This is a genomic window from Candidatus Gastranaerophilales bacterium (assembly GCA_028696075.1).
GTDB lineage: Bacteria > Cyanobacteriota > Vampirovibrionia > Gastranaerophilales > JAILCC01 > JAQVHS01.
In genome coordinates, this window is the sequence record JAQVHS010000013.1 from 1 (window position 1) to 15,143 (window position 15,143).

Here is a 15,143-nt window from a genome sequence, read left to right on the forward strand (position 1 = left end):
TGTTTTTTGATAATATCCGCAAGTTTCGCCACGTTAATACTGTCCAAAGATGCATCAACCTCATCAAGCGCATAAAACGGCGCCGGAGAATACCTTTGGATTGCAAATACAAATGCTAACGCCGTACGTGATTATTCGCCGCCGCTCATAGCTTCAAGCCTCTGCATTTTTTTATCCCTGTGCTGGGCTTTAATTGTAAGCCCGCCGTTAAGAGGGTCAACAGGATTTTCCAAAATCAGCTCACCCGGACCGTCTGCAAGCTCGCCAAAAATTTCTTTAAAATGAAAGTTGATTTTTTCAAATGCATCAAGAAAGGACTTACGCTTCAAGTCCTCATACCCCTGCATACGCTCCATAATTTGCGATTTTTCTCTTGACAGGGTTTCAAGCTTGTCCTTGAGTTCGTCTTTTCTTTCGCAAACCGTATCATATTCCTTAATAGCCATCATATTAACATCCCCAAGTTCCGCCATTTTTTTGTCGATACGGGCGATGGCTTTTAAAACATCTTCCGTTGAAATTTCAACAGGGATTAAGTTAGCTATTTGATAACCTGCTTGTGCAAGTTCGTTTCTTATAGCTTCAAGCTCGGGCTCCAGTTCTTTTCTGCGGCCTTTCAACGCTTCTATGTTTTCTTCAAGACGCTCAAGATTCAAGTTCAAAGAATTTTTAAGTGTTTGATATTCCAAAACTCCATTTTGTGCATCATCTCTTTGCTTTTGGAGTTCGGATAATTTCTCATCTATTTCTTTAACTTTAACCTGAAGTTCTTCAATCATTGATTGAATTTGGAGAATTTGCCCTTCTGCAAGCTTCTTATCTTGCGCAAAATTTTCATTATCTGCTTTTAACTTTGTGATTTGATTTTTCTGAGCTTCAACAGATTGCTGCGTGAAGGTGATTTCCGTTTGGATACTTTTGATTTCGCCTTCTGCTTTGATAATACCCGACTGAAATCTTCTTATTTCAAACTCAATACTTTCTGAAAGCTCATCCAGCTTAGAAAGCTCATCTTCGGGAATGGATTTTTCCACCTGCTCGATTTCTTTGGTTAAATTTTCAATTTCCAGAGTGATTTCAGCCTGTTTAGTCTTAAGCTCCTCAAGTTCTCCCTGACTTTTTTGCAAAGCAGGTGTCATTTGAGCCAAAAGTTGTTTTTTAGAGTCGAGTGATTTTTCGGAGTTAGACATAGACTCAACAAGCGCATCCATAGCGTATTTTTTCCGGTTAAGTTCACTCATGGTTGTTGAATATTCCTGGCGAATAGTGTTCAATTTAGCTTCTATTTTAGCTTTTTCTCTGTCTAACCTGTCATATTCATCCTGAAACCCGCCTAATTTTTGTTTGCATTTTTCGAGTTCTTTATCCTGCGTACTGGAAAACTGCATTCTTGATTTTGGAACGCTGCCGCCTGTAATTGCGGCTGATTTATCGTACAAAGAACCGTCCAGACAGACCATGCGGTATTTTCCGATAAGTTTTTGCGCTGTTACTCTGTCTTCTACAATCAAAGTATCGCCCAAAGCGTGGTAGAAGGCATCTAAGTATTTATCATCAAAATCAATAAGATTAATTGCATAGTCTATGACACCGTTTTGGTTAGGTGCGCTCATTCTTGAAGGCGCACGTTTAATTTTATTTAAAGGAAGGAAGGTAGCACGGCCTGCTCTTGCACTAATCAGAGCATCCATACAAATACTTGCCGTATCTTCATCATCTACGACTATAGATGCCATCCTGCCGCCCATTGCAATCTCAAGTGCGGCTGCATAATCATTGTCGACTTTTCCAAGCTGCGCTAAAGGCGCATGAACACCTTCAATCTTAGATTTCATAATAAAATCTACCGGATAAGAAAGATTAGATTCCGCTACCGCTCTTTTATTTGCTTCAAGCTGTGCAACTTTATTGTATGCAAGCTGAATATTTCTTGCAGTTTCGTCGATTTTTCCTTTTGTATCATCAAGCGCATTAAACGAATTTTTTTGCATAAGTTCGTAGTCTTTAAGCTCTTTTGAAAGTTCTTCTATTTGAAGGGTTAATTTGTCTTTTTCATCAAGATTTTTTTGGTTGGCAGCTTCAAAATTATTTATAACTTCCTGCGCTTCTTGTATATCACGCTCTAAACGCTTGATATTTTCTTCAAGAGGAATAACCTGTTTTAACAGGGTATTTTCTTCGTCCTTCTTGCTCTCTAAAGCGCTGCGAAGCTCAGAACGCTTCTTTACATTATCGTTGCTCTCACGGCTCATTTCCGCTATTTCTTTTAAAACCCTGTCGAGTTCCTGTTTTTCATGTTCAATGTTTTTTTCAAGCGATTTGATTTCGTCTTTTTTATTGTCTATGCGCAAATTAGCATTATCTATCTTTCCTTTTAGGGTTTCTATATTTTCAAGCGCGTTTTTGGATGAAATCTCGTTGTTTTCAACTTGACGGTTAATCATATCGATAGAATTTTGTTTGGTATTAATATCACTTTTAAGAGCTTCTATTTGAGCTTTGGTTCTGAGCTGTTCGTCCTCACCCTTCTGCTTGACCAATTCAGAAAGTTCTTGCAGCTTAGCTTTTGTTTCATCAAGTTTTGTGTCAACTTTTGTGAGTTCTTTTTCCTGATTTTTCTTGTTTTTATTGGTTTCAAGGATATTTTCATGAACTCTTTCGAGTGAATTTTTTATATCAAAATATTTAACGGTAGAAAGCTTATTTTCGTATTCGGCTTTTTCTTCACGCAGCTTTTGAAACTTAAGTGCTTCTTCTTTTTGGGATTTCAAGTCTTCAAGCCTGATTTCAATCTCCTGCAATACTATATGAGATTTTTCAACACGTTTTTCAACTATTTCAAGCTCACCTGTTGCCTGGTCAATCCTTCTGTCAAAATCCGCCACCCCGGCTATTTCATCTAAAATTCTGCGTCTGTTTAGAGGCGTATTGTTAACTATCTCCGCAACGTCATTTTGCATAATAACATTGTAACTGCCGGGCGATACGTTATAATCAAGCAGTTTTTCGTGAATTTCAGACAGGGAAGAAGACTTGCCGTCTAAATAATAAGTGCTTATAAAACCGCTTGAGGTCTTTTTAATATTTCGCTCGACGGTTAAGAGTTTTTCGTCCTTTTCATCACCGAAAGTAATCCTTACACTGGCATCGTTTCTGTTGTTATGGGTACTGATAAAGTCGTATAAGGTCTTTGCCCTTAGGCTTCTTGAAGAAGATAACCCAAGACAAAATAACACGCTGTCTATAACGTTGCTCTTGCCTGAACCGTTAGGTCCCGCTATGGTAGTTAAACCGTCTAAAAACGGGATTGTTACTTTATTTGCACAAGATTTGAAATTATCTAACTCTAGCTCTCTAATATGCATGTGATGCCTTAAATTGTGATATTCACTCATTATTAAGTTTGATACAGCAAAGTCAATTTGTCAAAAAGTTTAAAGTTGCTTAATAAAAAGAGGCCGGGAACAGGTGAATAAGTTTAAGAGATGAACAGGTGAAGGACTTAAGAGTTTGTCTTTACGAGCGGTAGCGAAGTAATTTGGCTCAACGGTCTTCAAAACAACTCTTTACCCGCTGTATTGCCATGTCCTCAATAAAAAAGCCCCGATTTATTCGGGGCTTTTTTTGTTTATTTTATGAAGGTAATGAGCTTACATCATTCCGCCCATACCGCCCATGCCTGACATATCAGGCATTGCTGATTTTTCTTCAGGGATATCAACAACAGCAGCTTCTGTTGTCAAAAGCATTGATGCTATTGACGCTGCATTTTCCAATGCACTTCTTGTAACTTTTGCAGGGTCTACTATACCTGCTTTGTACATATCAACGAATTCATCTCTTAAAGCATCGTAGCCCTGGTTATCGCCTAACTCTTGGATTTTCTCAACGATAACATCGCCTTTAGCGCCCGCGTTTGTAGCAATTTGTCTAAGCGGAGAATAAAGCGCCCTTAAAAGAATTTCTGCACCTGTTTTTTCATCAGGAGTGCAATCTTTGCAATCTGCAGATTCGACTTTTGAATAAAGTACTTTGGCTACTTTAACCAAAGCAACACCGCCGCCGGGAACTATACCCTCTTCGATAGCAGCTCTTGTAGCGTTGAGTGCATCTTCAATTCTTAATTTGCGTTCTTTCAATTCGGTTTCCGTAGCTGCGCCTACTTCAATAACAGCTACCCCGCCTGAAAGTTTTGCTAATCTTTCCTGAAGTTTTTCTTTATCGTAATCACTGTCTGATTGCTCGATTTGACGTTTAATTTGTTTAATTCTTTCGTCAACTTCTGCTTTTGCATCATCACCTACAACAATTGTTGTTGTATCTTTTGTAACGGTAACACGTTTAGCTTTGCCCATCATTTGAACTGTTACGTTTTCAAGCTTAATGCCAAGCTCTTCCGTAAACATTTCACCGCCTGTTAAAATAGCGATGTCTTCAAGCATAGCTTTTCTTCTGTCGCCAAAGCCCGGAGCTTTAACAGCTACGGCTCTTAAGACTTTTCTCATAGTGTTAACTACAAGAGTTGCAAGCGCTTCGCCTTCAACGTCTTCTGCGATAAGAAGCAAACTTCTGCCTTCTCTTGCTACCTGCTCTAAAACAGGAACTAACTCGGAAATAAGGTTGATTTTTTTGTTTACACAAAGTACAAAAGCATCTTCCAAAACTGATTCCATACGCTCCGTATCGGTTACGAAGTAAGGTGAAATATAGCCTTTATCAAACTGCATACCTTCAACAACTTTAAGGTTGGTGCCTGTTGATTTTGATTCTTCGACCGTGATAACGCCGTCTTTGCCTACTTTATCCATAGCATCTGCTATAAGTCCGCCGATATAGTTGTCATTTCCTGCCGAGATTGAAGCAACCTGAGAGATAGCTTCTTTTGTTTCAACGGGTTTTGACATGTTCTTAATTTCTTCTACGGAAATTTCTACTGCTTTGTCTATACCTCTTTTAATTGCGATAGGATTAGCGCCTGCCGTTACGTTTTTTAAGCCTTCTCTCACAATAGCTTGTGCCAAAACAGAAGCCGTGGTAGTACCGTCGCCGGCTACATCGTTTGTTTTTGAAGAAACTTCCTTAACAAGCTGCGCACCTGCGTTTTCAAGAGGGTCTTTAAGTTCGATTTCTTTTGCAATAGTAACGCCATCGTTAACTATTTGAGGTCCGCCGAATTTCTTGTCTAATATTACATTTCTGCCTTTAGGTCCTAATGTAACTTTTACTGCATCTGCTACAGCATCTACACCTTTTACAAGTGACTTTCTGGCATCTTCGGAAAATACTATTGATTTTGCCATGTTTTTATCTCCTATTAATTTAAAACTCTATACAATTCTTAGTTTGCTAGGGCTTACGCCGTCTTGGATTATGCGGGTCGTTCGGAAAGCTCATCACTTACCTCCGACTTACGGGCTGGGTTCGGCTTTGCCTAACACGGCGCCCTACCGCAAATCCGCTACTCAATAATAGCTAAAACATCTTTTTCGCTAATAATTTTAAGCTCGGTACCGTTTAATTTAACGTCTGTTCCGCTGTATTTAGCAAATAAAACGGTGTCGCCCACCTTAACGTCCATTTCCAAACGTTTTCCGTCTTTATCTCTGGTACCCAATCCTACGGCGAGAACTTCGCCTTTTTGCGGTTTTTCTTTTGCACTATCAGGTATAAAGATACCGCCCGATGATTGTTGAGTATCATCAATAACTTTGATAACCATTTTGTCGCCTAACGGTTTAATTTTTAATTCTGACATGTTTTTTCCTCCAAACAATTTCTCTTTCATAATAAATGAAACATGTTAATATTGCTCACAAGTATAATTTATAACAAGTTATAAAAAAATAAGCTTTTTTTAACAAAAAATTAATCATTCTTGCAAAAAGTAACAAATGATTTTATATTTAGATTTAATATAAGCAATTCACTAAATCAAGGATAAAGGCATGCCTATTACAAACATTCAAAACAATTTTTCTCAATTTAAAACAAATACAACAACGCAAACCGCAGCTGAGCCAAAGGTTCAGCAACAAGCGACATCTCCTGCATCAGCAGAGATAAAAAAAGATTCGTTTGAAAAATCTACTAAATTCAAAACAATCGGGGCGATAGGATATCCGTTATTATGTATAGCATTAGGTGCAATACAAAAAGGTGTTAAAAACGAAATGAGATATTTAGGTTCTGCCATAGGGCTTATCGGTCTTCCCGTAACTGTGGGCATAGGCTACTTAATCGGCAAGCTTACAGACAATAATATTAACAAAGGCAGAGAGAACAAAACCACGGGAAAACCTACTGTATTTGGTGCAATAAGTGCTATTTTGGGAGGCGGTTTAATTGGTATTTCGTCTGCTTCAACCAAGCTGGCAAAAGATGTCAAATTCGCTAAATACGTTGATAGCCCACACTTCAAAAAATTCGGTGCATTAGACCTTAAAAAGTTAAAAAATGTTAGTGCAAAAGGTGCAGCTATAGGCGCAGCAACATTAGGTGCAGCATACTTCGGTCTAAAAGCTTTACTTAAAAACTCCGCAAATAAAGCCGCCGAAACTAAGGCTGCTTAATCCCACTTAAGATTAGGATTTCTTGCGGCAAAGGTTTCATCGACTTTTTTAACGGGAGCGTTAGACGGTGCATTGATAAAATCTTCCTGGTTTTCTTTTACATCCTGTGCCAGTTTTATCATCACATTAATAAACTCGTCTAAAGTTGCCTTTGACTCTGTTTCTGTAGGCTCTATCATCATTGCTTCATGAACAATCAGAGGGAAATAAATTGTAGGCGGATGAAATCCGTAATCTATAAGCCTTTTAGCAAGCATAAGGGTGTTTATCCCGTATTCTTTTTGGTTATGGCTTGTCATTACGAATTCATGCATACAATGCCTGTCAAACGGCACTTCATAGTAATCCTTTAATTTTTCTTTGATATAATTAGCGTTCAAAACAGCATCTTCACTGGCTTTTTTTAAGTCTTTGCCCATCATGGTTATATAAGTATAGGCTCTGACTAAAATACCGAAATTTCCGAAGAACGAGCGGACTTTGCCTATAGAATTTGGCAGAGAATAATCACGGTAGTATTTTTTATCTTTGTAGCCTATAACAGGTACAGGCAAGAATTCTGCCAGTTTTTGCACAACACCGACGGGGCCTGCCCCGGGTCCGCCTCCGCCATGAGGGGTGGAAAAAGTTTTGTGCAAATTAACATGCACTACGTCAAAGCCCATAATAGCAGGGTTTGTAATCCCCATAATAGCGTTAAGGTTCGCTCCGTCGTAGTAAAGCAATCCGCCTGCCTGATGTACCAAAGACGAGATTTCTAAAATATCACGCTCAAACAACCCCAAAGTATTTGGGTTTGTAAGCATCAAGCCCGCGATATCATCGTCAAGAGCTTTTTTAAGTTCTTCAATATCAACCAGCCCGTCTTGGTTTGATTTTATTTCTACCACTTCAAAGCCGCACATTTTAGCGCTGGCAGGGTTTGTGCCGTGGGCTGAATCAGGTACTATAATTTTTGTCTTTTTAAGACCTTTAGTTTCAAAATAAGCTTTAATAACCATTAAACCTGCAAGTTCGCCATGCGCACCTGCTGCCGGCTGCAAACTCACCGCATCCATGCCCGTAACTGCACAAAGCTGTTTTTGTAAGTGATACATAAGAGCTAATGCGCCTTGAAGAGTATCATCACTCTGGTTAGGGTGTATATTCAAAAATCCGTCAAGATTAGCCGCCCACTCGTTAATTTTCGGGTTATATTTCATGGTACAGGAACCCAAAGGATAAAAGCCCTCGTCCAAACAAAAATTCTTTTTTGAAAGATTAAAAAAGTGCCTTACCACTTCGCCTTCGCTAAGTTCCGGCAGGTTTGGCGCCGTTTTTCTTATGTAAACTTCATCAAGATTATCTATATCCTTCACTTCTGCTATTGCAGGTCGGTTTGATTTTTCAAAAATTGTTTTCCCCACGGGCTATCCCCCTCTTCAATACCTGGTTAAATTATATAATGGCAAACATTAATTTACAAATGCGTAAATTAAAGCAATTTTGAAAGATTATTATTTTTATATAATATAAGGGTAGCAAGGTTGTATACATGTATATTAATTCTATAGATTTTAATAATAATAAAATTAAGGCGGATAAAAATTTCAAAAGTAACGCCAGTGTGCCGTTAAGAAATGATGAAACCGTCCTGTCTAAAAGTGCTTCCGCTGCCCTTAGGAATGTAAGTTTCAGACAAAAAAACTACACTTTTTTAGAAGATGTGAAAATCCCTTATTTGGACGTCAACGCCAAATTATTTGTACTAAAAAACGGACAAAAACTGTTGGTTATTAAAAAGGACGGACCTACTGTTGTAAAAACACACTTCAAAGTCGGTTCAATGAACGAAAATGACAATATACGAGGTATAAGCCACTATATTGAACACAACCTGTTTAACGGTTCTAAAAATTATAAGGCCGGTGAATTCGTCGACAACGTAATAAAAATGGGCGGTAAATACAATGCCAGCACAGGTTTTAATGTAACGGACTATTTCGTTGTAAATCCTCTTTCAAGTAAAGAGGAACTGGCTAAAACAGTAAACATGCACTCGGATATGATAGTAAACCCTGATTTTTCAGTTGACATGCTTGAAAAGGAAAAAGGCCCCGTTATATCCGAAATTCAAATGATTGGCGATAATCCGCAAAATAAAACGTTAAATGCTCTGCTTAAAAACCTGTTCCAAATCAAAACAAACGCTCAGGATTTGGTGGGCGGCAGCGTCGAAAATATACGAAATTTAGACAGAGATACCGTTCTTAAGTTTTATAATACTTACTATACCCCGGATAATGCCATCAGTGTGGTGATTTCAAGTGAAGATGAAGAAAAAGTTGCAGCTACTATGAGCGAAGAGTTCAAGGATTTTGTAAAAACAACTAATACCCCAAAATATCACGAAGAATTAACCCCCGTAACCAAAAGCGTGAGGCAGGATTTGGTTTCAACAAACACACAATCAACAATAATTCAGCTGGGCTTTGCCGTTCCCTCGGTTAAAGAAGAAAAAATCGCTTTAACCCTTCTTCTTCAAGTGCTTGCTATGTATAAAAACTCACGGCTTCAAAAAGCAATGGATAAATACGGTGCAGATATTTCAACGGTAATAGAAAATATCGGAACTAAACCAACAGACCCTCAAGCCGTAATCTTTAACACTTCTACCCCAAAAGGAAATCAGGAAGAAATCTTAAAAGATATTTATCAAGAAATTCACAACGTAAACATAAATGGGATTTCAGAGTCCGAACTTAATATAGCAAAAGAAAAATTAAAAAACTTCATTAACCAAACAGGCGAGTCAAATATGGGGATTACTTCTCTGCTCGCTTCTACAATACTGGATGAGGGTAATCTTGATACTTTAAAAAACCTTGATAAAATTATTGAAGGCATAAAACCGCAAGATGTTCAAAATATTTCCAAAAAATATCTCGACCTTAATAAGGTTTCCATTGCACTTACGCACCCTGCTAAAAAGAAGGATAACGTATCCTTCGGCGGAAAAGTACAAAATGCCCAAAATATAAACTTCTACCGTCTTCCGAATAATATCGAACTAACAACCGGTAATACCCATGATGCAAAAATCAGCGCAATAAAATTTGAACTGAAATGCCCTGAATTACAGGATGAAAAACCGGGCGTGTCATCAATGCTTAGAGGCATGCTTACAAAAGGCACATCTTTAATGAGCGAGGAAGAATTCAGCAACATTAACGATATAAACAGTATCGAAAAAAACATTTCAGGAAGCTACAATTCAATAGTCTTTAATTTCAAAGCCCCTTCTGACAAAATAAAAACCGTGATTGAACAGTTCAGAAGAAATATATATGCCCCCGTACTTACACAGGAAAACTTTGACAAGGTAAAACAAGAACTGAAAAACTCATATCTAAGCAGTCCTAAGGTTGCTTTAGATAAAGGGGTAGAGCTTCTATACGGCAATCATCCCTTGGGCACCGGCTCCGGAAAAGCTTACAGAAATCTCGACAATTTAACCCTGAATGATGTAATAGAACATTATAACAAAATTCTTTACAATAGCGCATTTACAGCTACAGCAACAATGGATTTTGACAAAAATAAAGAAGCATTGGGAAATCTTTACAGCGAACTTGCTCAAATTAAACAACAATACAAGCCTGCTACCCTCGGGCAAAAGCCTTTAATAAAAGAGCTTGATTCTGCTAAAATAGCCTTAGAAACAGTTAACAGAAGCCAGGCCGATATAGTTCAGCTATTTAGGATTGAAGAAACAGGCAATGTAAAAGATAAGGTAACAATGTCGCTTTTAAATGAAATTCTCGGCGGCAACAGCAATTCAAGATTGTTTAACGACCTAAGAGAAACCCAAAAGCTTGCCTATAGAGTTAATTCTTTCTATGAATCATCGGACAACGAAGGAATACTTGCTCTAAATATAATGACAACAACCGATAATACACAGGTTCCGCAATATGACAACGTTAAAAAGTCATTGGAAGGGTTTAAAAAGCATATAAATCAACTGATAACAACACCTGTTTCACAAGAAGAATTAAACGCTGCAAAACGCCAGCTGAAAAGCAAAATAGCATTCTTAAAAGAATCCACTCAGGGCAAAAATCAAATCACAAGTATTTCGATGAAAAGCCCCTATAAAAAAGAGTACCCGGATGAAATGCTTAAAGCAATAGACAGCGCAACGGCAGAAGATATTCAAAAAATTGCCGGACATTATTTGACCAAGCCTTCCGTTGTTTCAATCGTTGCAAGCAAGGCTACCATTGATAATAATGCGGATTATCTTCAATCATTTGCAGGAAAATAAAATTAAGAACCTTGTTTGCATAACTGCTAAAAAATTTGTATTATATATAATATGAAAAACAAAACATACGATGTAATAATCTTTGGCGGCGGTTTGTCCGGGTGTGCCTGCGCTTTTGGTGCGGCAGAAAAAGGGCTTAAAGTATTAATAGTGGAAAAACTCACATTTTTAGGCGGCAGCGCTACAGGCGGACTGGTTTTCCCCATGATGAAAAATCAGCTTCAGGACGGAACTGACTTAAACTCCGGTTTTTTCAAAGAGCTGACGGAAAGATTACAAAAAAACAACGGCGGTATTACTTTCAAAGACGGCAATAAAGGCTGGTTTAACCCTGAAGTCTTAAAATACACGCTCGATGAATATTGTGAAGAGCTGGGGGTAGAAGTTCTTTTCGACAGCGTGGTAACATCTGCCGAAACTACGGGGAAACAAGTATTAAGCGCAGAAATTTTCACCTGCGGGCAAAAATTTTCTTTAAAATCAAAATATTTTGTTGACGCAACAGGCAACGCTGATTTTTCATCATTATGCGGTGTTGATTTTGAAAACGGCGACAACGGTAAAAATCAGGCTTTTACCCTGCGTTTTATAATGTCAAATATTGATATGGAAGAATTTGCGCAATTTTTAGAATCACTTGATGATGAAAAAGTTTCTCCGGTTTATCGCCTTGATAACGGCGAGATACATCTTTCTACGGCATATACTTATGACGATAAAGATTGGAAGCTTAAACCTTTTTTTGAAGAAGCAGTAAAAAACGGGGATTTAACGTTTGAAGACACCGCTTATTTTCAGATTTTTACAATCCCGGCGCAGCCTGCAAGCATAGGCTTTAACTGCCCCAGGATTTCAAGCAGCCGTCAGCTGAACCCTCTAAATCCCGATGATATAAGCTTTGCACTTATGCAAGGGCGGTCTCAGATAAGAAGGTTGGAGCGGTTTTGCAAAAAATATCTTCCGGGCTTTAAAAAAGCCTACGTATCTCAAAGCGCACCCATGCTAGGGGTTAGAGATTCAAGAAGGATAAAAGGCAGCTACATTTTAAACGAGGAAGATATTTTAAACTGTACCAAGTTCAAAGATGCCGTTGCAAAATCCAATTACCCTATAGATGTTCATTCTTACCATAAAAACAAGGGTGAATTACGCTTTGTAAAAGAAAACGATTACTACGAAATCCCTGTTGAATGTACTTTAAACCCTAAATATACGAATTTGCTTACTTTAGGCAGAGCAATCAGCGCAACATTTCTGGCACAGGCTTCCTTGCGAATAATGCCAAACTGCATTTCAACAGGTGAAAATGCGGCCGATTATATATGTAAAAAGTTACAAAGCTAACCACTAATAATCTTTACGATGTATAATTATAAGCGTACTTGAAATATAGGGGAGCCTTATGACACAATTATTAAAAGCCCAAAAGGGCATTTTAACTCCTGAAATGGAATATATACTTGAAAAAGAACAAGTTTCATCATCGTTTTTGCTCGAAAAAACCGCAAGCGGCGAAATTGTTATTCTGAAAAATATCAACCATAAAAATACAATCCCTGTTGCCATAGGAACAGGCATGAGCATAAAAGTTAATGCCAATATAGGAACATCCAAGGAAAGAAGCGGACTGGATTTAGAGCTTGAAAAACTTCAAACGATTATAGCCACAAACTGTGATACGGTCATGGATTTATCTACAGGTGCTGATTTGGACGAAGTAAGAAACATTATCATAAAAAATTCAACAATTCCCGTAGGTACAGTGCCAATTTATCAGGCAGGTAAAGAAGCCATTGATGAAAAACACGATATTGCTCAAATGAGTAAAGATAAATTGTTTTCTGACATAGAAAAACACTGCAAAGACGGGGTGGATTTTATCACGGTACACTGCGGAGTAACAAAACAAGTAATAAAGGCTTTAAAAGAACAAGGCAGAATTACGGGTATAGTAAGCCGGGGCGGTTCAATGACAGCGGCATGGATGGAAGCAAACGGCTGTGAAAATCCCCTTTATGAGTTTTATGATGATTTACTTGATATTGCAAGAACTTACGATTGTACATTATCTTTAGGCGACGGGCTAAGACCCGGCTGCGGAGCTGATGCTGGCGACAGAGCGCAAGTATCGGAAACCATTGTTTTAGGCGAGCTTGTAAACAGAGCAAGAAAAGCAGGGGTGCAATCAATGGTAGAAGGACCCGGGCATGTACCTTTAAATATGATTCCTTCTATGATTCAAACTATCAAAGAATTAACCCGTAACGCTCCTTTGTACGTTTTAGGTCCATTGGTCACCGATATAGCGCCGGGATATGACCATATTACAGGCGCTATAGGCGCAACTTTAGCGGGAGTGAACGGAGCGGATTTTTTATGCTACGTAACGCCAAGCGAGCATTTAGGCTTGCCGAATAACGAACAGGTAAGACAAGGGGTTATAACTTCTAAAATTGCAGCCCATGCCATTGACGTTGCAAAAGGGAATAAATACGCTATTGAGCAAGACCGACTAATGTCTGTTGCAAGAAAAGAGCTTGATTGGTGCAAACAGCGCGAATACTCTATTGATAAAACAGTGTTTGAAAATATAGACAACGGTACGCCTTGCACAATGTGCGGCGAATATTGCAGCATGAAACTTATTAATAATTATTTATAGAAGATGAAATTATTTATAACTATACTTGTCTATATGATTTTTTGTTCATGTTCTTATGCGCATGACGGGCATGCCGTTTTAAATGCAAATATAAATAAAAGTTATATTACGCCTGAAACAGCTGTTTATAATACAAAGACAAAAAAAGCACATAAAGCCGATTGTATTTGGGCGCTTTTATGTACAAAAAACTGCATCTTTATAACAAAAGACGAACTGCTCGAACGCTACTATATTCCCTGTTTTAACTGCGGCGGAGTGTATTTTACAGAAAAAGATAAGTAACCCCTCTTACTAAATTAGCTGAATAGAGGTTGATTATTTTTTAAAAATCCGTTTAATTAGTAAATAGAAAAATAACCTCAGTGAGAAAGGGATTAAATATGCTTAAACAATTATTTTCATTACTTGGTTTTAGTTCAACAGAAAATTATGTAGGACTTTTTCAGCTTAAAGAAGGTGAAGTTAAGGAATTGCAGCCTGTTGAAATAAAGGTAAACAAAGAAATCAAGCTGTCAGACCTTATGAAAGGCAGCGTTGATTAGATAAAAGTTCTCTTTGATAACTAACCATAAAAATACAACTTTAGTATGGGATTATTACAGCTTTTTTTGAATAGGAATAAGCTCTAAATACGAATAATATATGAATATACTAAGGGATAAAGTAAAAATTCTTATATTTTTATATCAAGGATGTGTGTTAGTTAGATAAGGAGAATCACTATGGCACTAGTAGTCAACACAAATGTTACATCAAACTTGGTTCAAGCTAAATTGAACAAGGCAAACGCAGGCGTTAATCAATCTATTGAACGCTTGTCAACAGGTTACAAAATCAACAAAGCGGCAGATGACGCTGCAGGATTAGCAATTTCAGAAGGCTTCAAATCTCAAGCAAGCGGCTCTTTAGTTGCAAAAGACAACATTCAACACGGTACTAACTTGCTTCAATCAGCAGAAGGAGATCTTGCGGTTATTCAAGAAAACCTTCAAAGAGTAAGAGACCTTTCAGTTCAGGCAGCTAACGGTACTTATTCAACCGCTGAAAGAACCATGATTGGTCAAGAAGTAAAAGCTCGTATGGATGAAATCAGCAGAATCGCAAACATTTCAAAATTCAGCGGTATCGACCTTTTGAAAAATGCTTCAACAAGCGTTACTCTTCAAATCGGTACAAACAGCGGTGACGACAACAGATTAAACATCGGTGATGCGTTAATTAAAGCAACAGCAACAGCTTTGAGCGACAAATTCACGGCTGCAAACATCAAAACCGCATTTGGTGCTGGCTCGGCAAAAGCATCGGAATTCCTTGACGATGTTGATGCAGCGATTATAAAAGTATCAGAATCCAGAGCTAAAATGGGTGCTTATCAAAACAGACTTGATTCAGCAATGGACAGTTTAGATACTAAATATCAAAACATGTCAGCTTCATTATCTACAATTAAAGATACTGACGTTGCAGCTGAATCAGCAAACTTGACGAAGAACCAAATTCTTCAACAAGCTTCAGCAAGTTTGTTATCTCAAGCAAATCAAAACCCATCAATTGCTTTAAGCTTAATCTAAAATTAAATAAAAGCATGGTAAAAAGAGTCTGC

The 15,143-nt window shown here is 38.0% G+C and carries 11 protein-coding genes; 7 read left to right on the forward strand and 4 right to left on the reverse strand.

Annotation, left to right across the window (positions count from 1 at the left end; all coding sequences use genetic code 11):
* Positions 1 to 131: 131 nt before the first annotated feature.
* From smc to groES, 3 genes are all read right to left on the reverse strand, one after another.
* Positions 132 to 3,365 carry a chromosome segregation protein SMC gene (gene smc, locus PHX18_07990; protein ID MDD3594551.1) on the reverse strand — a complete coding sequence of 1,078 codons (3,234 nt, stop codon included), beginning with the start codon at positions 3,363 to 3,365 and terminating at the stop codon, positions 132 to 134.
* A gap of 285 nt (positions 3,366 to 3,650) precedes the next feature.
* Positions 3,651 to 5,300, reverse strand: coding sequence for a chaperonin GroEL (groL, locus tag PHX18_07995; GenBank protein ID MDD3594552.1), 1,650 nt, complete (start codon positions 5,298 to 5,300; stop codon positions 3,651 to 3,653).
* A 158-nt stretch (positions 5,301 to 5,458) separates the two neighbouring features.
* Positions 5,459 to 5,755 carry a co-chaperone GroES gene (gene groES, locus PHX18_08000; GenBank protein MDD3594553.1) on the reverse strand — a complete coding sequence of 99 codons (297 nt, stop codon included), beginning with the start codon at positions 5,753 to 5,755 and terminating at the stop codon, positions 5,459 to 5,461.
* Between the two features lie 190 nt (positions 5,756 to 5,945).
* Here groES and PHX18_08005 point away from each other — a divergent pair, with 190 nt between their 5' ends.
* Entirely contained in the window at positions 5,946 to 6,569 is a 624-nt protein-coding gene (locus PHX18_08005; GenBank protein ID MDD3594554.1) for a hypothetical protein, read from the forward strand.
* On the opposite strand, the gene gcvPB is transcribed toward PHX18_08005, so the two are convergent.
* Complete coding sequence (gcvPB, locus tag PHX18_08010) at positions 6,566 to 7,975, reverse strand: aminomethyl-transferring glycine dehydrogenase subunit GcvPB (GenBank protein MDD3594555.1); 1,410 nt, start codon at positions 7,973 to 7,975, stop codon at positions 6,566 to 6,568. The two genes, PHX18_08005 and gcvPB, sit on opposite strands and share 4 nt — an antisense overlap.
* Positions 7,976 to 8,103: 128 nt before the next feature.
* On the opposite strand from gcvPB, the gene PHX18_08015 reads away from it, so the two are divergent.
* The 6 genes from PHX18_08015 to PHX18_08040 all read left to right on the forward strand — a co-directional run bounded on the left by PHX18_08015 (position 8,104) and on the right by PHX18_08040 (position 15,111).
* The gene (locus tag PHX18_08015) at positions 8,104 to 10,875 is read left to right on the forward strand and encodes a pitrilysin family protein (protein ID MDD3594556.1); all 2,772 of its coding nucleotides are present in this window, start codon (positions 8,104 to 8,106) and stop codon (positions 10,873 to 10,875) included.
* A 51-nt stretch (positions 10,876 to 10,926) separates the two neighbouring features.
* Positions 10,927 to 12,219, forward strand: a complete 1,293-nt coding sequence (locus tag PHX18_08020) for an FAD-dependent oxidoreductase (GenBank protein ID MDD3594557.1) — start codon at positions 10,927 to 10,929, stop codon at positions 12,217 to 12,219.
* 58 nt (positions 12,220 to 12,277) lie between these two features.
* Positions 12,278 to 13,537 carry a phosphomethylpyrimidine synthase ThiC gene (thiC, locus tag PHX18_08025; protein ID MDD3594558.1) on the forward strand — a complete coding sequence of 420 codons (1,260 nt, stop codon included), beginning with the start codon at positions 12,278 to 12,280 and terminating at the stop codon, positions 13,535 to 13,537.
* A 3-nt stretch (positions 13,538 to 13,540) separates the two neighbouring features.
* The gene (locus tag PHX18_08030) at positions 13,541 to 13,822 is read left to right on the forward strand and encodes a hypothetical protein (protein ID MDD3594559.1); all 282 of its coding nucleotides are present in this window, start codon (positions 13,541 to 13,543) and stop codon (positions 13,820 to 13,822) included.
* A 98-nt stretch (positions 13,823 to 13,920) separates the two neighbouring features.
* The gene (locus tag PHX18_08035; protein ID MDD3594560.1) at positions 13,921 to 14,082 is read left to right on the forward strand and encodes a hypothetical protein; all 162 of its coding nucleotides are present in this window, start codon (positions 13,921 to 13,923) and stop codon (positions 14,080 to 14,082) included.
* 180 nt (positions 14,083 to 14,262) lie between these two features.
* A complete protein-coding gene (locus tag PHX18_08040; protein MDD3594561.1) occupies positions 14,263 to 15,111 on the forward strand; it encodes a flagellin in 849 nt (282 codons plus the stop codon).
* Positions 15,112 to 15,143 lie beyond the last annotated feature (32 nt).